The organism is Aquitalea sp. S1-19, from assembly GCF_024343515.1.
Genome location: NZ_RJTZ01000079.1, coordinates 1 through 16,441 on the forward strand (window position 1 = coordinate 1; position 16,441 = coordinate 16,441).

Consider the following 16,441-nt stretch of genomic DNA (forward strand, 5'->3'; position numbering starts at 1 on the left):
TCTGCTGCCGGGATGACACGCGGGATGGTATCGAACGGAATCAGGCGCTCGGCGCCGGAGTCGTCACCGTAGACGGCGAAGGTGATACCGACGCGATGGAAGAGCTGGTTGGCTTCTTCCCGTTTTCGCGCCAGCATTTCAGGAGGCTGGGCCTGCAGCCAGTTGGCAAAGTGCTGGTAATGGCTGCGTACCGCACCGCTGGATAGCAGCATTTCATCGTGATGCCCGGGCTCGGGCAGGGTCAGCGCGTGCATGGTGTGCTCCCGGTAGGCTCTTGACTGGGAGTTCAGCAAGCGCCATGCCAGCTATTGGCCGGGTTAAAGCACATCGTAGACAGACAGAGGGGGCGATAGTGGTGCATGGCAAGGCATGTGCACCACTGCGGCGCACCGCATCAGCGGCGGCGGGTGTCCTCGATATCGGCCAGCAGAATGTTCAGTGCACCGGACGACAGTTTGAGCTCCAGCAAGGAGACGCCCAGCGAGGCGATCATGAGCGCGAGGCTGGCACCGAAGCTGTAGTGAGCCAGCGTTTCCCAGCCCAGATAGATCTTGAGCATGGCGACAACACACAGAAACAGGCTGGCGACGCCAAGAAACTGCATTTGCTGGATCAGCCATACCCGGCGCCTGAGGCTGGAGATCTGCAGCAAAATCTTGGGGTCGGGTGCCCGCCGATAGTCGTTGTACAGATTGCGTATGGTGGCCGCCAGCCCCAAAAAGCGGTTGGTATAGGCCAGCAGCAGCAAGGAAATGGCCGGGAACAGCAGGCCGGGCGTGGTTAAATCCAGAATCATCCAGTGGTTTCCTCTATCAAAACATCGGTGCCCAGCGGCACGAGCCGGAACAGTTCGATCACATCCGGGCTTTTCATGCGCACACAGCCGCGTGAGCTGGGCTTGCCCCAAGGCACATGGCTGCCCGCGCCGTGGATATAGATGGCGCGCTCATAGCTGTCGACATCGCCGCCCTGATTGCGTCCGGGCTCCATGCCGCACAGCCACAAAATGCGCGTCAGTATCCAGTCCTTGTCCGGGTGCTCGGCATGCAGGGCCGGCGTGTACTGCCATGGCGTGATAGCGCGCCGGTAAATAATGGTGTTCTCGCCGGCTGCTTCGCCTATCTTGTCGCACACCTTGTGCCAGCCACGCGGGGTTTGCAGGCTGCCCACCTTTTCCCCCAGTCCGTTTTTGGCAGTCGAGACGGTGTAGTGCCGCATTTCCCGCCCTGCGGCATCAAACAGCGTCAGGCTCTGCTTTTGGTTGTCTACCCGTATCCATGGCTGGCCGGGTGTTTTCGGGTTGGGGTAGAGGCCGTCTTGCACGCGGGCAGGGGCGGGTGGCGTGGCCGGCATGTGCTGCGTCGTGGCGCAAGCCGACAGCAGGCCGGCACATAACAGCAGCAGAGGGATAGGGTATGGCTTCATATGCGCCTGTGGCGCAGTTGCGCGAAAAAGGCCGATAGCTGGTGTGCGCAGCGTGCGTCATCGACGCCGGAAAATACTGCGGTATGGGCGTTGAGTGTCTTGAGGGCAAACAGGTCGGTGACGCTGCCGGCTGCACCGGTTTTGGCCTCGTGAGCGCCATAGACCAGACGCGCGATACGTGCCTGCATGATGGCGCCGGCGCACATGGCGCAAGGCTCGAGCGTCACATACAGATCACAGCCATCCAGCCGGTAGTTGCCCAAATGGCTGGCCGCTTCGCGTAGCGCCAGCATTTCGGCATGGGCAGTGGGGTCGCAACGGGCGATAGGGCTGTTGCAGCCACGGCCGATGATGTGGCCGTCCTTGACGACCACGGCACCGACCGGCACTTCGCCTTGCTGCGCCGCCTGTGCAGCCAGTGCCAGTGCCGCTTCCATATACACGGCAAGCTCGTTCGCTGGCGGCCGGCTTTTTACCGGAGGGTGTGCAGCCAGCGCCTCGAGTAAAGCGGAGTGGTCGCTTGGACTCAAGGCTTTCCAGTGCACGCCGCGCCGTGCGGCTTCCAGCGCATACAGCACGCGCTTGCCGGCATCGTGGCCACCGGCCTTGAGCTGTAAAAAAGCATTGACCACACCGGTTTGCGCAAGCTCTTCGCGGCTGCAGATGCCCAATGCCGCCAGTTGGCTAAGGGTGGCAGGGGGCAAGGGCGGGGTGGTCAGGGCAGAGCTCACAGGGCTGAGGGCAGGCAAAAAACGAGGCCACCATTATACGGTGGCCTGATCGGGATGGGACAGCCGCCTTGAGAATTAGCGGCGCATCAGCCAGCGGCGGATGGCCACAGCGGCAAGGGTCAGCCCCAGCAGGCGTTTAAACAGGCTTTTTTGTGCCAGCTTGGGAAAAACCAGCGCCGTGAACGCAACGCCAGCCTTGAGGCCGCGCGAGCTGCCAAGCAGTGCCGAGACACCGCCCTTGGCCAACTGCAGCGGGTTTTTCCATTGCGATGTTTCCAGCTCCAGCCGGGTACGCAGCGCCTCGCCCTTGATCAGCAACAGCTGCTTTTTCAGCTCGCGCTCATGCCGCTTCATGGCGACTCCTTGCCCGACACCGCATGCCAGTCTTTCTTGACTTCAGCCATCGTCAGGGCAAACGCCTTGGGTGCATGCGCCATGCGCCGCTTAAGCTGCAGCAAGAGCAATAGGGCGGCGACAAAGAAGCCCAGCGCCATCAGGCCGGCCGCCATTACCCGGGCCGACTCCGGCAGCACCAGCATGATAAACAGCAGCAGGGTGATGATGGCGATAAAGAACAGGATGACGGCAGCGGCCAGCAGCATGATATTGGCCACCAGCCTTTCCTGCTGCTCTTCCACCTCGATGCGCATCAGCTCGGCACGGGTAAACAGCAAGGCAACCAGCGCTTCCAGCATGGAGCGCAGGCTGCCCGGACGTGCGGTACGTGGGCCTGCCATGCCTTAGCGGCGTGAAACCAGCAGGCCGAGCAGAAAGGCGACGGCGGCCGTGATGCCGATGGCCTTCCATGGGTTTTCATGGACGTAGTGGTCGGTGGCCTTAGCCGCTTCCTTGGCGCGGCCGCGTGCTACCTTTTCTGCGTCCAGCAGGCGCGACTTGGCCAGCTTGAGGTTGTTCTGCAGCTTGAGGTTCAGTTCACGCGCCTTTTCACTGCCGTTGTCACCGGCCGATGCCAGCAGCTCTTCGGTGTTGTTGAGTACGCTGCGTACTTCGTCCAGCAGTTGCTCTTTGTCGGCGTTGAGGGTGTTGTTGTCAGCCATGACGATCTCCTGTGCAGTAGTCGGAACGGAACGAGCTAAAACAGTAGCTGGCAAACATGGTGTTTGCAAGCATGAACTATCATGTTAATGCCTTTGATCTGCTTCGGCTGGAAAAATGTGTCTTTTTTTGATCCGGGACAGAGACGCACAGCAAGAAGTCCAGCAAAGAGGTGCCCTCTTAAGAGGCTCACTCATTCTTTCGGCCGGTTGGAGAACTTGCCGCGGGGACTTCAGGCGGGTTACACCATGTCGCTATTGCAATTCAGCCGCTGCTGAGCGTATCCCCCTCATGCTGGCGAGATTGTAGTAAAAATCGCGTACGCCAGTAGTGTAGCTGCGGGTCTGCTTGAGTGCCGTCCAGAAGCTCTCTGCATCTGTTACCTCGTCGAGCAGAACGAGCAGTTGCGGCACGCTCAAAAACCAGCAGTGCTCGAGCCTAGGGGCGGGATGGAGAGGGCCTGTCGGCAACTCTTCAAGCTGCTGGCGGAGCTTGTCCAGCTTCTGGTTGAGCGCCTTGAGTTTCTTGTCGAGCTCCATATCCTCGGGTGTCTGGCTGTTCCGTGAAAAAACCAGATGGGGCAGGATCTCCATCAGTTGCACAATCAAGGCGCGGTCCTGAAAGCCGCCGTAGTCGAACAGGGTGATGGCCAGGCGTTCGATACTGCGCGACTTCTTGAACAACTGATAGGTCTGTCCTTCATGCTCGAGCGCAATGTGATCGTGTAACCGCAAGCGTTGCTCATGTTTGCCGGCCTGTTCCTGGGCGTGAACCAGACTTTGTGCAAGGTCGATCAGCAGAGCCTCTGCGTTTGCTACTCTAGCCTTGCGGGTCAGCGCTTTTTTCTTCAGCTCGAGAAATACGATTTTTTCCGTTGTTTCGATGACGAGATCGCAATCGCTTGCAGCATTGTTTGCTGAGTCAATCATCTTGTACTCGCCGTGATGCGGTGTGACTCCGTGGGCAGAGAACTCGGCCTCCAGAAAGCGTTCCGCCTGCTTGCCCGCCTTGTCGTCCAATCCCTTAACATGTAGGCGCAGGGGTGCGAGCAAGGCTTCTATACAGGCGGCGGCACAGACCGAGCGATCGATCATAAGGAAGCGGCCATTAGCGATGTGCAGTAGCGGGCGGCTGTGGAAGTCGGTGCCAAGCGCAGACGTTGGATTGCTGAACTCTTGGTTGGCACCGCCCGCCGGATGGCTGAGCACCTGCTCCAGCAGGAGGCGGACTTCGTCGGGCGGGACGTGGGGCAGGGCGCGGCAGAGCGCATCGCAGCTGACAGTGACCGGGCCGCGTACGTCCGGCGTCAGGGTAAACAGCGCATCGACCACATCCACTGCGTGTGCGATGCACCAGCCGTCTGGCGTGGTGAGTGTCGGGTCGAGAAATCCCAGTAGTCCTTGGCACAGACGGGCGGCGTCGCTCGGGCGCAGTTGCGGGAAGCGGAATAGGGTGTCGTACAGCGCGAGATCCTGCAGATGCTTTAGCAGTTGTTCGGGTATTAAGAGTAAGGCCTCGCCTAGGACATAGGGCTGAACATCGATGACTGCCGTGTAGTCGGTGATCTGCTCGAGCAAGCGCTCCCAGTTCTCTTGGGTGTTCCGCTCGTTCGGCGGGTGCAAGAAGTGCTTGACCGCTAACTGCAGCAGGTAGCCCCACGGGAACAGCGGCCGGGCGGAAACACCGGGGATCAGATGATAGCGCTGCATGGTCGCGTCGTAGCTTGGGGCGAGGGCTGCGAAGAGGCTGCGGGCCAGATTGAGCCCGCCGATACCGGCCGCCAGTCGTTCGACCTCGGCGAGCAGCGCTGTTTCGGCACAGTCTTCAAGGCTGATCCAGCCGGGCGCAAGGCGGATGGCGTAGCCCTGATCCTTGAGCCTGCGTGCGGCACGGGCGACGGCGAGTTCGCGGTGATGCTGTTGCGGGTCGGGGTTCCATCGGGCGTCTCGGGAGGCTCGGCAGGCGGCCAGTACGGCAAGACTCCAGTCGCCTTCGGCGGCCGCCAGGTCGCCGGCGGGTGCCCTCAGTGCATCGCACAGGATGGACAGGATTTTGTAATAGGGGTCGAGTGAGGCATCCAGCACGACGTGCTCGCGGATCAGGTCGGTGCGTAGTTCATGGCAGGTCAAGGCGGCGTCAAAGAGTCCGGTGCTAAAAGCGCCGCGGATGTTCGCGTAGTCTTCATCGCCCTCTGCCGGCTCCGCGCCGTATGTCGTCGAGAGGGCCGCGTCGGCCAGTTTCCTGAATTGCTGAAGATCCATGTTGTGGCCTTGTCATCGCTGATTGCGGATGATCATCCCAGATCAGAACAAAAAAAGCCCGCGCAACGCGCGGGCTTTGAATTGCTCAGACTGTTCCGAAAACTGAAGCAGCCATCGCAGGCATCACTCCCACTCGATCGTTGCCGGCGGCTTGCCGGAGACGTCGTAGCAGACGCGGTTGATGCCGCGCACTTCGTTGATGATGCGGTTGGAGACGCGACCCAGCAGGCTGTAAGGCAGTTCGGCCCAGTGTGCGGTCATGAAGTCGCTGGTGACCACTGCGCGCAGTGCCACGACGTAGTCGTAGGTGCGGCCGTCGCCCATCACGCCTACCGATTTGACCGGCAGGAATACGGCGAAGGCCTGACTGGTCAGCTCGTACCAGTTTTTGCCGGTCTTCTCGTCGACGGTATTGCGCAGCTCTTCGATAAAGATCGCGTCGGCACGGCGCAGCAGGTCGGCGAACTCCATCTTCACTTCGCCTAGGATGCGCACGCCCAGACCCGGGCCCGGGAACGGGTGGCGATAGACCATATCGTGTGGCAGGCCGAGGGCGACGCCCAGCTGGCGCACTTCGTCCTTGAACAGGTCGCGCAGCGGCTCCAGCAGCTTGAGCTGCATGTCTTCCGGCAGGCCGCCGACGTTGTGGTGGCTCTTGATGCTGTGCGCCTTCTTGGTCTTGGCGCCGGCCGATTCGATCACGTCAGGGTAGATGGTGCCCTGTGCCAGCCACTTGGCGTTGACCAGCTTGTCCGATTCGCGCTGGAACACCTCGACGAACTCGCCGCCGATGATCTTGCGCTTTTTCTCCGGATCGCTTTCACCGGCCAGCTTGTCCATGAACTGTTCGGCGGCATCGACGCGGATGACTTTCACGCCCAAGTTCTGCGCGAACATTTCCATCACCATCTGTCCTTCGTTCAGGCGCAACAGGCCATGGTCGACGAAGACGCAGGTGAGCTGGTCGCCGATGGCGCGATGGATCAGCGCGGCGGCCACCGACGAATCGACACCGCCGGACAGGCCGAGAATGACTTCTTCGTCACCGACTTGCTCGCGGATCTTCTGCACCGCTTCTTCGATGTAGTTGGGCATGGTCCACGATGGCTTGGCACCGGCGACCATCAGCACGAAGCGGTGGATCATTTCGCTGCCGCGCTTGGTGTGGGTGACTTCCGGGTGGAACTGCACGCCGTAGAAACCACGATCCTCGTCAGCCATGGCGGCGACCGGGCAGGATGGCGTTTCGGCAATCATATGGAAGCCGGCAGGCAGGCTGGACACCTTGTCGCCATGGCTCATCCATACATCGAGGTAGCCGTTGCCGGCGTCGTCGATGCGGTCTTGCAAGCCTTCAAACAGCTTGGAGTGGTGGCGTGCCTTGATTTCGGCATAACCGAATTCGCGGGTATCGCCTGCTTCAACCTTGCCACCCAGCGTTTGTGCCATCCACTGCATGCCGTAGCAGATGCCCAATACCGGAATGCCCAGTTCGAACAGCGCCGGATCTGCCTGGTAGTCGGATTCGTATACCGAGTTAGGGCCACCGGAGAGGATGATGGCTTTCGGGGCGAAGGCGCGGATTTCATCCATGGGCATATCGAACGAATGCAGTTCGCAATACACATGGGCTTCGCGTACGCGGCGGGCAATCAGCTGGGAGACTTGCGAGCCGAAGTCGAGGATGAGGATCTTGTCCATGGCGGTCCTTGGGTGTAGTGAGGGGCTAGGAGGCATCATGCCGGCCTAGCCCCTGGCTTTTTTCGGGTATGTGGTGACTGCGCGCGATCAGTAGCAGCAAGCCGGCCAGCACCATGCCCAGCGACAGGACATGGGACAGGCGCAGTATCGTTTCATGGTAGAGCCAGACGGCTGCGCCGGCGTAAACCAGCAAAGGGCAACTGACCAGGGTGCTTTTGTTGAAGCCGTCGATGAACAGCAGCGCAAAACCGGTGCCGGCCAGAAGCAGGGCCAGCACGGTGTGGCTGTCCGGCAGCAGGGCGGTACTGTGCAAAAACCACAGGCTACCCAGCAGAATCAGGATCAGCGGGAAAGTTGCACCGGGCCGCATGGTTAACGCCTGTTCTCTTTAACGATGCGCTGTTTTTCACGCTGCCATTCGCGGTCTTTTTCGCTATCGCGTTTGTCGTGCTGCTTTTTACCCTTGGCCAGGCCGACCTGCACCTTGATATTGCCGCGGGTGTAGTGCAGGTCAAGCGCGACCATGGTGTAACCGGCGCGCTCGACTTTACCGATGAAACGGTCCATCTGGGTTTGCGACATCAATAGCTTGCGGCTTCTGACCGGGTCGGGCTTGACGTGGGTCGAGGCCGACTGCAGGGCGGTGATGTGGCAGCCGATCAGCCAGAACGCACCGTTCTGCCAGACGACGTAACTTTCCTTGATCTGCACGCGGCCGGCGCGGATGGCCTTGACTTCCCAGCCTTCCAGTACGAGTCCGGCCTCGAGTTGTTCTTCGATGAAGTAGTCGTGGAAGGCTTTGCGGTTCTGGATGATGCTCATACGTATCTGCCTTTCGGAATCCGCCATTTTAACAGATCAGGCGGCTGTGCCAAAATTTAGCGCCGTCTGCTGTCTGGAGCATGTCTTGTCGCGCTTGCCGCGCTTCGTGTATTGTGGCGCTTTAAAAATCCCGTACGATTCATGCAGGCCGTCGAAAAAAAAGTTCTCGTGGCGCATACGCCCGAGCAAATGTATGCGCTGGTGTCCGACTTTGCGCATTATCCCCGTTTCCTGCCCTGGTGCAGCCACGCCGAAGTCGTTGATTACGACGGCGAGCATCTGCTTGCCAGCCTGCACATCGATTATCTCAAAGTGCGTCAACACTTCACCACCCGCAATCTGCACCAGGCACCGGCGTCGATTTCGATGGAGCTGGTCGACGGGCCATTCAAGTCCCTGCATGGGGGCTGGTCTTTTTCGCCCTTGGGCGACTTTGGCTGCAAGGTCGAGTTTCGCCTGCACTACGAGTTTTCCAGTACGCTGTTGGAGAAGGTGATCGGGCCGGTCTTCGGCCATGTGACCGGTACGCTGGTTGATGCCTTTATCAAGGAAGCAGATCGGGTCTATGGCGATGATGAGTGAAATAGAAGTCGAGGTGGTATTTGCCCTGCCTGAGCGCCAGATGCTGGTCACACTCAAGCTGGCACAAGGTGCGAGCGCACTGGATGCCGTGTTGCGTTCTGGGGTGCTTGAGGCTTTTCCCGATCACTTGCCGGATGCGTCCAGCCTGAAACTCGGCATCTTCAGCAAAGCGGTCAAGCCCGATACCGTGCTGCGGGCCAAGGACAGAGTGGAAATCTACCGCCCGCTACTGGCCGACCCCAAGGCGGTGCGCCGCGCTCGTGCCGAGGCGGGCAAGGTCATGAAAAAAGGCGGCTGACAGCCGTCCTGATGTTCAGGCGAGGACAGCGGCGGGCTCGGCGCTGTTTTCCGCCGATACCGTGCGGTTCTTGCCGTTTAACTTGGCCTGATACATGGCCCGGTCGGCGCGGTCGATTACGTCGCAATCCCTTTCCCCCAAATGCCATAAGGCGACGCCGGCGCTGAAGGTAATGATCAGGCGCTCGTTATTGGTGAGGAAAAAGCTGCGGGTCAGTTCGCGTTGCAGGCGTTGTATGGTCTGTACGGCTTCATCATGCGGTGTGTCTGCCAGCAAAATGATGAATTCGTCCCCGCCAAAGCGGGCACAGATATCGGATGGGCGCAGCAACTGGCGGATGGCATCGACCAGAAAGCGCAAGGCATGGTCGCCGGCCAGATGGCCGTATTTGTCATTCAGTTGCTTGAAGTTGTCCACATCCAGCAAAGCTACCGATAACGGCGAGCCGGTGCGCTCGGCCCGGCTGAGTTCGCGGGCGAAGTGTTCGTCCAGTCCGCGCCGGTTATAGGCACCGGTCAGCGGGTCTTCTTTGACTTTGGAGCTGGCGCTCTCCAGTGCCTGCTCCAGGTCGGCAATACGTTGCTGGGCGTTTTCCACTTCGCCTTGTGCTGCCAGCAAGGCGGCCCGCGAGTGTTGCAGCGTGTGCTGCATGGTATCGGTGTCCTGGGACAGCTCATCAGCGATATGCCTGACCTCGGTGAGGCTGGCTGCGTGCTGCAGTTTGCCGCTATAGCTGGCAATGCGCCCCTGAAAAACCTCGGTTTCATTGCTCATTTGCGACAATTGGCTGAGGAATGAACCCAGCAGCGCACGCAATGAGTTGGCCGCTTCATCCAGCGAGCTTTTCAATAGACCTTGCTGGTGGATGACTTCTTTTAATTTGGCCTCCAGCGGATAGATCTGCTGTACCGATTGCAAGGGCGCACTCAGCATGTCCTGCAGGCAGGCTATTTGCCCGACCAGATAGCTGTCCGAGCCATGCAGCTCGGCGATATTCTGCAGCAGCAGGCGCAACAGATTGCTCAGGCCGGTTACCAGACGCTCATCTTGCTGGCTTTGCAGTTCAAGCTTGATCAGGAAGGCGCGTAGCTGGGCGCTAAAAGCCAGTCTGGCTGCGGCGCTATCATCCAGTTCGGTCAGTTGTTGCAGTAATGGCTCATAACTTTGCAGCAGATCCGGATAGTGCACCAGGCGCGGCTCTACGCCGTACTTGAGTGTCAGCATCAGGGCATTGCTCAGACCAGCATGGCCATCCGCGGGGGCCATATCCGGTTGTTCACGGGTGGCTGCAGGCTCTTCGGCAGGGGGGGCCTCGCACTGGCCGCGGCTCCAGTCTTGCAATAATTTGTGCAGCTTTTCATTGAGCGCTTCGGGCTGATTGCCGAAATTGATGACCAGGCGCTCAAGCGCACTTTGCTTGTAGTTCTGTGACAGATCGGGGTGGCGTATTTCCCATTGGCGCAACAAGGACAGGATCAGGTTGCCCCAGCTGTCGGCCAGTTCGCGTTCGCGCAGATGCAGGGTGATCAGGTCTATGCATTGCTGTGGAACCTGTTCCCACGCTTCGTCATCCAGCGCTTTATTCAGGCGTGCCAGTCCCAGCCGGTAGCTGTGGTTCTGCGGCGTCAGGCTGGTAAACGCCTGAGTCATCAGTTCGGCCAGGCGGTGTTTGCCTGATGTCTCATCGCCGGAGACTTCGGCATAGATGCGCGAGAAGTTGTGCGGCGTAGGCAGCAGCTGGCGACTGGCCAGCTGCTTAAGGGTCTCTCGGGCAAGATCGGTCGGGTTTTGTGTGGTCATCGGCCAAGCCCGTTTACGTTGTTGAACAGCCATATCGCTTACAGTTAAGAATGCGTTTGTGCTTAGTGTGGCGTGCCGATTTTGTTATCGGCATGATCCAGTAGCTGGAAAAATACCTCACCTGAACGGATCATGCCAAGCTCATTTCGTGCACGCTCTTCAATTGCGGCCGAACCTTGCTTGAGATCCCGCACTTCTGCATCCAGTGCTGTATTGCGGATGGCCAGCTTGACGTTGACCTCCTTCTGCTCTTGCACTTGCTTATCAAGCTGCCAGACCCTGAGCCAGCTACCCTTGCCCAGCCATAACGGCCATTGCAGAGCTGCAATCAGGATGACCAGCGTCAGGGTCAGAGCACGCATGATATTTCCGGTTTATTTCAGATTGTAAAAAGCGGCACGGCCCGGGTACCAGGCGGCATCACCCAGTTCTTCTTCGATGCGCAGCAACTGGTTGTACTTGGCCATGCGGTCAGAGCGCGACAGCGAGCCGGTCTTGATCTGCATGCAGTTGGTGGCAACCGCGAGGTCAGCAATGGTGCTGTCTTCGGTTTCGCCCGAGCGGTGGCTCATCACGCTGGTGTAGCGCGAACGCTTGGCCAGATCGACGGCTTTCAGTGTCTCGGACAGGGTGCCGATCTGATTGACCTTGACCAGCAGCGAGTTGGCGACGCCGCCCTGAATGCCTTGCGCCAGAATGGCCGGGTTGGTGACGAAGACATCGTCGCCGACCAGCTGGATGCGCTCGCCCAGACGCTGGGTCAGAATCTTCCAGCCATCCCAGTCGTGTTCGCTCATGCCGTCTTCGATCGAGATGATAGGGTAGGTGTCGGCCAGGCGTGCCAGATAGTCGGCAAACTCGGCCGAGCTCAGCGACAGGCCTTCGGCGGTCAGGTGGTAACGACCGTCACGGTAGAATTCGCTGGAGGCGCAATCCAGTGCCAGTACCACGTCTTGCCCGGCGACATAGCCGGCGGCATCGATGGCTTCCAGAATCAGCTTGATGGCGTCTTCATGGCTTTCCAGGTTAGGGGCAAAGCCGCCTTCATCACCCACGGTCGTGGCATAGCCCTTGCTGTCGCACAGCTTTTTCAGGGTATGGAACACTTCGGCGCCGCAACGCAGCGCTTCACGGAAGGTGCTGGCACCGACCGGGATAATCATGAATTCCTGGATGTCCAGCGTGTTGTTGGCGTGTGCGCCGCCATTGATGACGTTCATCATCGGTACGGGCAGCGCCATCGGACCGGCACCGCCCAGATAGCGGTAAAGCGGCAGGCCGGCATCTTCGGCGGCAGCGCGGGCGACTGCCATGGATACGGCCAGCATGGCATTGGCGCCCAGACGGCCTTTAGTTTCGGTGCCGTCCAGCTCGATCAGGGTGCGGTCGATGAAAGCCTGATCCGAGCCATCCAGACCGATAATGGCTTCACAGATTTCGGTGTTGATGTTTTCAACGGCCTTGAGTACGCCCTTGCCGAAGTAGCGACCCTTGTCGCCATCACGCAGCTCCAGTGCTTCCTTTTCGCCGGTGGAGGCGCCGGAGGGAACGGCAGCGCGTCCCATTACGCCAGACTCAAGCAGTACGTCACACTCGACTGTCGGGTTGCCGCGCGAATCCAGAATTTCGCGTGCGATGACATCGATGATCGAACTCATGGTGTATCCCCTATTTCCATTGCAGTGGTTGATTCTTACCAGTTAAAGCTTCGGCCAGACAGATGTCTGGCCGAGCGTTTCAAGCTTTTATTGTCAGAGCGAATGCTCGGGCCAAGGCGTTGCCTTGACCAAGGTGTCGATATCACGCAGCGTGGTCAGCAGCTCCTTCATGCGTCCCAGTGGCCAGGCATTCGGGCCATCCGACAGGGCTTCGCACGGGTTGGGATGCGTTTCCATAAAGATGCCGGCCACACCTGCAGCGACGGCGGCACGTGCCAGTACCGGTACAAACTCGCGCTGGCCGCCGGACGAGCTGCCCTGACCGCCGGGCAATTGCACCGAGTGGGTGGCGTCATACACGACCGGGCAGCCGGTCTCGCGCATGATGGCGAGCGAGCGCATATCGGACACCAGATTGTTGTAACCGAAGGAGGCGCCGCGTTCGCATGCCATAAAGCGGTCGGCCGACAGGCCGGCTGCCAGCGCCGCGTCACGCGCCTTGTCCAGCACATGCTTCATATCGCCCGGTGCCATAAACTGGCCCTTCTTGATATTGACCGGCTTGCCGCTGATCGCGACGGCGCGGATAAAGTCTGTCTGGCGAGCCAGGAAAGCAGGAGTTTGCAGCACATCGACCACGGCGGCGACATGCGGCACTTCGTATTCGTTGTGTACGTCGGTCAGCACAGGTACGCCGATCTGGCGTTTGACTTCGGCCAGAATGCGCAGGCCTTCTTCCATGCCAAGACCGCGGAACGAGGTACCGGACGAGCGGTTGGCCTTGTCGAAGCTGGATTTGTAAATAAACGGAATGCCCAGCTCTTGGGTGATTTCCTTGAGCGCGCCGGCGGTATCGATCGCCATTTGTTCGCTCTCGATCACGCAAGGGCCGGCAATCAGAAACAGGGGGTGGTTTAAGCCGACTTCAAATCCGGTGAGTTGCATGCTGTTTCTCCTCGAAATACCGGGGCGGGTATTGCCGCCCCGGTTTCGGTACAAATCAGGCTTTTTCGGCCTGGTAGCCGAGGGCTGCCTTCACATAGGCGCTGAACAGCGGATGGCCGTCACGTGGCGTGGAGGTGAACTCCGGGTGGAACTGGCAAGCGAAGAACCAGCGATGGTTCTTCAGCTCGATGGTTTCCACCAGCTTCTCGTGACCGGCCGAACGGCCGCTGATACTCAGGCCGGCTGCTTCCAGACGCGGTACATAGTAGTTATTGACTTCGTAGCGGTGGCGATGGCGTTCGGTGATTTCGCTGGCACCGTAAACGGTTGCAGCCAGCGAGCCGGCGGCCAGTTCGCACGCTTGTCCGCCCAGACGCATGGTGCCGCCCAGATTGGAGTTTTCGTCGCGGGTTTCGATCTTGCCGTCGTGGTTGACCCACTCGTCGATCAGAGCCACCACCGGGTAGTCGGTCGCAAGATCAAACTCGGTCGAGTTGGCGCCGGTCATGCCTGCTACGTCGCGCGCGTATTCGATCAGTGCTATCTGCATGCCCAGGCAAATGCCCAGATAAGGGATATTATTCTCGCGGGCATATTTCACCGCCAGAATCTTGCCTTCCACGCCGCGTTTGCCGAAACCGCCCGGTACCAGAATCGCATCCATACCCTGCAAGGAGGCCACACCTTCGCGCTCGAGTTCTTCCGAGTCGATGTAAACGATGTCGACCTGGGTATGGTTGTGGATGCCGGCATGCTTGAGCGCTTCGGACAGCGATTTGTACGACTCGGTCAGGTCGACATATTTGCCGACCATGGCGATTTTGATCGCGTGTTCCGGGTGCTCGATGGCATCAATGATATTGTCCCAGGCCGACAGGTCGGCTTTAGGGAGATCCAGCTGCAAGTGTTCGCAGATGATGTCGTCTATGCCCTGGTTGTGCAGCATGGACGGCACTTTATAGATGGAGTCGGCATCGTAGCAGCCGATGACGGCGTTTTCTTCTACGTTGCAGAACAGCGCGATCTTGCGCTTTTCGTCTTCCGGCAGTTCGCGATCCATACGGCACAGCAGGATGTCCGGCTGGATGCCGATTTCGCGCAACTCTTTCACCGAGTGCTGGGTCGGCTTGGTCTTGATTTCGCCGGCCGTGGCGATATACGGCACATAAGACAGGTGCACATACATCGTGTTCTTGCGGCCCAGATTGGAGCGCATCTGGCGGATGGCTTCCAGGAAGGGCAGCGATTCGATATCACCGACGGTGCCGCCGATTTCGACGATGGCAACGTCTACGTCGCCGGCGCCTTCGCGTACCTTGTGCTTGATTTCATCGGTAATGTGCGGAATCACCTGCACCGTACCGCCCAGATAGTCGCCGCGACGTTCTTTGGCGATCACGGATTCGTATACCTGGCCGGATGTGAAGTTATTGCTTTTTTTCATGCGCGAGCGGATAAAACGCTCGTAATGGCCGAGGTCAAGGTCGGTTTCGGCGCCGTCTTCGGTCACGAAGACTTCACCGTGCTGGAACGGGCTCATGGTGCCCGGGTCGACGTTGATATATGGGTCGAGCTTAAGCATGGTGACTTTGAGCCCGCGCGATTCGAGGATAGCAGCGATAGACGCAGCAGCAATGCCCTTGCCCAGGGAAGATACGACGCCACCGGTCACGAAGATGTACTTGGTCATGGGAGTACTACTCTGTGGGAATCCGGGATTTTAACCTGAATCGCGCCACAAATGAACACGCTATTCAGAACTCTTGTTATGCTTGTCGTTGGTACGGGTAAAATGCAAATCGGCTGTTTTGCCGGAAAAAACTGCTGGCGCTCTTAGTTAAATCCGTTAAAATGGCTGCCGGTTTTGTGCGGACCGGGGCTCGCCCCTTGTTGTCCGCCATCTAGCTTGCTTATCTGCTTGTTTTTATGATATAAAGCCGGTCTTTACCGGTTTTGGGAGTGATTAACCATGGCGCGAGTATGCAAAGTCACCGGCAAACGTCCGATGACCGGGAACAATGTTTCCCACGCCAATAACAAGACGAAACGTCGTTTTCTGCCGAACCTGCAGTACCGCAAGTTCTGGGTCGAAAGCGAAAACCGTTGGGTGCGCCTGCGCGTTTCCAATGCAGCCCTGCGTACCATCGACAAGAACGGTATCGAATCCGTTCTGGCCGATCTGCGTGCGCGCGGCGAAATCTGATAGCGAAGGATCATCATGCGCGACAAGATCAAGCTCGAATCGACTGCTGGCACTGGCCACTTTTACACCACGACCAAGAACAAGCGCACTATGCCTGAGAAAATGGAGATCAAGAAATTTGATCCTGTTGTCCGCAAGCATGTGATCTACAAGGAAACCAAGCTTAAGTAAGCTTGATATCTTTGACTTGATCGTAAAGAACCCTTCGCTGGTGCACGGCGAAGGGTTTTTTTTATCTGTATTTCCTGCTCAGTCTTTATTGGCTGCCTGCAATGTCTTTTTGGCCAGTAGCAGATCGCGCCATACGGCAGCTTTTTCCTGCGGGTTACGCAGCAGATAGGCCGGATGCAGGCTGGCAACCAAGGGGATGCCCTGATAGTCGTGCACCTGCCCGCGAAGCTGGCCGATGCTGGCCTTGCTTTGCAACAAGGTCTGGCTGGCAAAACGCCCCAGCGTCACAATCAGTTCGGGTTTGAGCAAGGCGATCTGGGCGGCCAGATAAACCTGACAGGCGGCAACTTCATCGGCTTGCGGGTTGCGGTTGATCGGCGGACGGCACTTCAGGATGTTGGTGATATAGACATCGTGTTCGCGATCCAGCCCGGCCGCCTGCAATATATTGTTGAGCAGCATGCCGGCTGCGCCGACAAAAGCCTCGCCCTGCAAATCCTCGTTTTCTCCGGGCGCCTCGCCAATAAACAGCCAGCGTGCCTGTGGGCTGCCGCTACCGAATACAGTCTGGTTACGCGTGTTGCTAAGCCTGCAGTCCTGGCAGCGGGCGACCTCTGCCTTGAGTTCGCTCAAGCTTAAACCTTGCAGGTTTTTTGTATTGTGCAGGGCGACTGCATGCACCGGCAAGGCCGTGGGCAGAATCGTGTTTTGGGGGGCGGCTGGCTGAGGTATGGTCGTGGCGGGCGTACTTGCCGGTAGCGAATCTGCCTGCAGTGCAGGGGCGGCTT

The 16,441-nt window shown here is 59.0% G+C and carries 20 protein-coding genes and 1 pseudogene; 4 read left to right on the forward strand and 17 right to left on the reverse strand.

All coding sequences use genetic code 11. The features are described 5' to 3' along the window. The 11 genes and pseudogenes from EGI20_RS12265 to smpB all read right to left on the reverse strand — a co-directional run. Positions 1 to 254, reverse strand: a pseudogene (locus EGI20_RS12265) (circularly permuted type 2 ATP-grasp protein); the annotation flags it as partial. A 140-nt stretch (positions 255 to 394) separates the two neighbouring features. Continuing rightward, positions 395 to 796, reverse strand: a complete 402-nt coding sequence (locus tag EGI20_RS12270; protein ID WP_124734773.1) for a DUF2721 domain-containing protein — start codon at positions 794 to 796, stop codon at positions 395 to 397. Then, positions 793 to 1,425: a L,D-transpeptidase family protein gene (locus EGI20_RS12275; RefSeq protein ID WP_498631788.1), complete on the reverse strand. Its 633-nt coding sequence runs from the start codon at positions 1,423 to 1,425 to the stop codon at positions 793 to 795. The genes EGI20_RS12270 and EGI20_RS12275 overlap by 4 nt, the downstream gene beginning before the upstream one ends. Beyond that, positions 1,422 to 2,156 (reverse strand): tRNA adenosine(34) deaminase TadA, encoded by a 735-nt coding sequence (gene tadA / locus EGI20_RS12280; protein ID WP_498631789.1) that lies wholly within the window; start codon positions 2,154 to 2,156, stop codon positions 1,422 to 1,424. The genes EGI20_RS12275 and tadA overlap by 4 nt, the downstream gene beginning before the upstream one ends. A 75-nt stretch (positions 2,157 to 2,231) precedes the next feature. Continuing rightward, on the reverse strand, positions 2,232 to 2,510 hold the full coding sequence (locus tag EGI20_RS12285) for a hypothetical protein (protein ID WP_498631791.1): 279 nt from the start codon (positions 2,508 to 2,510) through the stop codon (positions 2,232 to 2,234). After that, positions 2,507 to 2,893 carry a phage holin family protein gene (locus EGI20_RS12290; protein WP_498631793.1) on the reverse strand — a complete coding sequence of 129 codons (387 nt, stop codon included), beginning with the start codon at positions 2,891 to 2,893 and terminating at the stop codon, positions 2,507 to 2,509. Before EGI20_RS12290 ends, EGI20_RS12285 begins: the two co-directional genes overlap by 4 nt. Positions 2,894 to 2,896: 3 nt before the next feature. After that, entirely contained in the window at positions 2,897 to 3,214 is a 318-nt protein-coding gene (locus EGI20_RS12295; RefSeq protein ID WP_498631794.1) for an ElaB/YgaM/YqjD family protein, read from the reverse strand. 252 nt (positions 3,215 to 3,466) lie between these two features. Beyond that, the gene (locus tag EGI20_RS12300) at positions 3,467 to 5,473 is read right to left on the reverse strand and encodes a hypothetical protein (protein WP_498631796.1); all 2,007 of its coding nucleotides are present in this window, start codon (positions 5,471 to 5,473) and stop codon (positions 3,467 to 3,469) included. Positions 5,474 to 5,596: 123 nt separating this feature from the next. Further along, positions 5,597 to 7,174 carry a glutamine-hydrolyzing GMP synthase gene (gene guaA / locus EGI20_RS12305; RefSeq protein WP_498631797.1) on the reverse strand — a complete coding sequence of 526 codons (1,578 nt, stop codon included), beginning with the start codon at positions 7,172 to 7,174 and terminating at the stop codon, positions 5,597 to 5,599. Positions 7,175 to 7,199: 25 nt separating this feature from the next. Next, positions 7,200 to 7,544, reverse strand: coding sequence for a hypothetical protein (locus EGI20_RS12310; protein ID WP_498631799.1), 345 nt, complete (start codon positions 7,542 to 7,544; stop codon positions 7,200 to 7,202). 2 nt (positions 7,545 to 7,546) lie between these two features. After that, positions 7,547 to 8,023 (reverse strand): SsrA-binding protein SmpB, encoded by a 477-nt coding sequence (gene smpB / locus EGI20_RS12315; protein ID WP_124734781.1) that lies wholly within the window; start codon positions 8,021 to 8,023, stop codon positions 7,547 to 7,549. 114 nt (positions 8,024 to 8,137) lie between these two features. Between smpB and EGI20_RS12320 the strand changes: the two genes are divergently transcribed. After that, positions 8,138 to 8,578, forward strand: coding sequence for a type II toxin-antitoxin system RatA family toxin (locus EGI20_RS12320; RefSeq protein WP_124734782.1), 441 nt, complete (start codon positions 8,138 to 8,140; stop codon positions 8,576 to 8,578). Then, on the forward strand, positions 8,571 to 8,876 hold the full coding sequence (locus EGI20_RS12325) for an RnfH family protein (protein WP_498631807.1): 306 nt from the start codon (positions 8,571 to 8,573) through the stop codon (positions 8,874 to 8,876). Before EGI20_RS12320 ends, EGI20_RS12325 begins: the two co-directional genes overlap by 8 nt. Before the next feature lie 15 nt (positions 8,877 to 8,891). Here the strand turns inward: EGI20_RS12325 and EGI20_RS12330 are convergent, their stop codons facing one another. The 5 genes from EGI20_RS12330 to pyrG form a co-directional block, all read right to left on the reverse strand. Beyond that, complete coding sequence (locus tag EGI20_RS12330) at positions 8,892 to 10,676, reverse strand: GGDEF domain-containing protein (RefSeq protein WP_498631800.1); 1,785 nt, start codon at positions 10,674 to 10,676, stop codon at positions 8,892 to 8,894. Positions 10,677 to 10,738: 62 nt separating this feature from the next. After that, the gene (ftsB, locus tag EGI20_RS12335; protein ID WP_498631801.1) at positions 10,739 to 11,038 is read right to left on the reverse strand and encodes a cell division protein FtsB; all 300 of its coding nucleotides are present in this window, start codon (positions 11,036 to 11,038) and stop codon (positions 10,739 to 10,741) included. Positions 11,039 to 11,050: 12 nt separating this feature from the next. Further along, complete coding sequence (eno, locus tag EGI20_RS12340) at positions 11,051 to 12,334, reverse strand: phosphopyruvate hydratase (RefSeq protein WP_124734786.1); 1,284 nt, start codon at positions 12,332 to 12,334, stop codon at positions 11,051 to 11,053. Between the two features lie 93 nt (positions 12,335 to 12,427). Next, positions 12,428 to 13,279 (reverse strand): 3-deoxy-8-phosphooctulonate synthase, encoded by an 852-nt coding sequence (gene kdsA / locus EGI20_RS12345; protein WP_498631803.1) that lies wholly within the window; start codon positions 13,277 to 13,279, stop codon positions 12,428 to 12,430. A 55-nt stretch (positions 13,280 to 13,334) separates the two neighbouring features. Then, on the reverse strand, positions 13,335 to 14,969 hold the full coding sequence (gene pyrG / locus EGI20_RS12350) for a CTP synthase (RefSeq protein ID WP_498631805.1): 1,635 nt from the start codon (positions 14,967 to 14,969) through the stop codon (positions 13,335 to 13,337). A gap of 279 nt (positions 14,970 to 15,248) precedes the next feature. On the opposite strand from pyrG, the gene rpmB reads away from it, so the two are divergent. Together rpmB and rpmG are read left to right on the forward strand one after the other, a co-directional pair. Further along, complete coding sequence (gene rpmB, locus EGI20_RS12355; RefSeq protein WP_124734789.1) at positions 15,249 to 15,482, forward strand: 50S ribosomal protein L28; 234 nt, start codon at positions 15,249 to 15,251, stop codon at positions 15,480 to 15,482. Between the two features lie 15 nt (positions 15,483 to 15,497). Then, positions 15,498 to 15,653: a 50S ribosomal protein L33 gene (gene rpmG / locus EGI20_RS12360; RefSeq protein WP_012696028.1), complete on the forward strand. Its 156-nt coding sequence runs from the start codon at positions 15,498 to 15,500 to the stop codon at positions 15,651 to 15,653. A 78-nt stretch (positions 15,654 to 15,731) separates the two neighbouring features. On the opposite strand, the gene EGI20_RS12365 is transcribed toward rpmG, so the two are convergent. Beyond that, on the reverse strand, positions 15,732 to 16,441 hold a 710-nt coding region (locus tag EGI20_RS12365), incomplete at its 5' end, for a uracil-DNA glycosylase (RefSeq protein WP_498631806.1).

Excerpts from the sequence above, each read along its gene's own strand:
- EGI20_RS12270 (WP_124734773.1), bottom strand. The coding sequence starts at position 796 with ATGATTCTGGATTTAACCACGCCCGGCCTGCTGTTCCCGGCCATTTCC.
- EGI20_RS12275 (WP_498631788.1), bottom strand. The coding sequence starts at position 1,425 with ATGAAGCCATACCCTATCCCTCTGCTGCTGTTATGTGCCGGCCTGCTG.
- EGI20_RS12285 (WP_498631791.1), bottom strand. The coding sequence starts at position 2,510 with ATGAAGCGGCATGAGCGCGAGCTGAAAAAGCAGCTGTTGCTGATCAAG.
- EGI20_RS12290 (WP_498631793.1), bottom strand. The coding sequence starts at position 2,893 with ATGGCAGGCCCACGTACCGCACGTCCGGGCAGCCTGCGCTCCATGCTG.
- EGI20_RS12295 (WP_498631794.1), bottom strand. The coding sequence starts at position 3,214 with ATGGCTGACAACAACACCCTCAACGCCGACAAAGAGCAACTGCTGGAC.
- EGI20_RS12300 (WP_498631796.1), bottom strand. The coding sequence starts at position 5,473 with ATGGATCTTCAGCAATTCAGGAAACTGGCCGACGCGGCCCTCTCGACG.
- guaA (WP_498631797.1), bottom strand. The coding sequence starts at position 7,174 with ATGGACAAGATCCTCATCCTCGACTTCGGCTCGCAAGTCTCCCAGCTG.
- EGI20_RS12310 (WP_498631799.1), bottom strand. The coding sequence starts at position 7,544 with ATGCGGCCCGGTGCAACTTTCCCGCTGATCCTGATTCTGCTGGGTAGC.
- smpB (WP_124734781.1), bottom strand. The coding sequence starts at position 8,023 with ATGGCGGATTCCGAAAGGCAGATACGTATGAGCATCATCCAGAACCGC.
- EGI20_RS12320 (WP_124734782.1), top strand. The coding sequence starts at position 8,138 with ATGCAGGCCGTCGAAAAAAAAGTTCTCGTGGCGCATACGCCCGAGCAA.
- EGI20_RS12325 (WP_498631807.1), top strand. The coding sequence starts at position 8,571 with ATGAGTGAAATAGAAGTCGAGGTGGTATTTGCCCTGCCTGAGCGCCAG.
- EGI20_RS12330 (WP_498631800.1), bottom strand. The coding sequence starts at position 10,676 with ATGACCACACAAAACCCGACCGATCTTGCCCGAGAGACCCTTAAGCAG.
- ftsB (WP_498631801.1), bottom strand. The coding sequence starts at position 11,038 with ATGCGTGCTCTGACCCTGACGCTGGTCATCCTGATTGCAGCTCTGCAA.
- eno (WP_124734786.1), bottom strand. The coding sequence starts at position 12,334 with ATGAGTTCGATCATCGATGTCATCGCACGCGAAATTCTGGATTCGCGC.
- kdsA (WP_498631803.1), bottom strand. The coding sequence starts at position 13,279 with ATGCAACTCACCGGATTTGAAGTCGGCTTAAACCACCCCCTGTTTCTG.
- pyrG (WP_498631805.1), bottom strand. The coding sequence starts at position 14,969 with ATGACCAAGTACATCTTCGTGACCGGTGGCGTCGTATCTTCCCTGGGC.
- rpmB (WP_124734789.1), top strand. The coding sequence starts at position 15,249 with ATGGCGCGAGTATGCAAAGTCACCGGCAAACGTCCGATGACCGGGAAC.
- rpmG (WP_012696028.1), top strand. The coding sequence starts at position 15,498 with ATGCGCGACAAGATCAAGCTCGAATCGACTGCTGGCACTGGCCACTTT.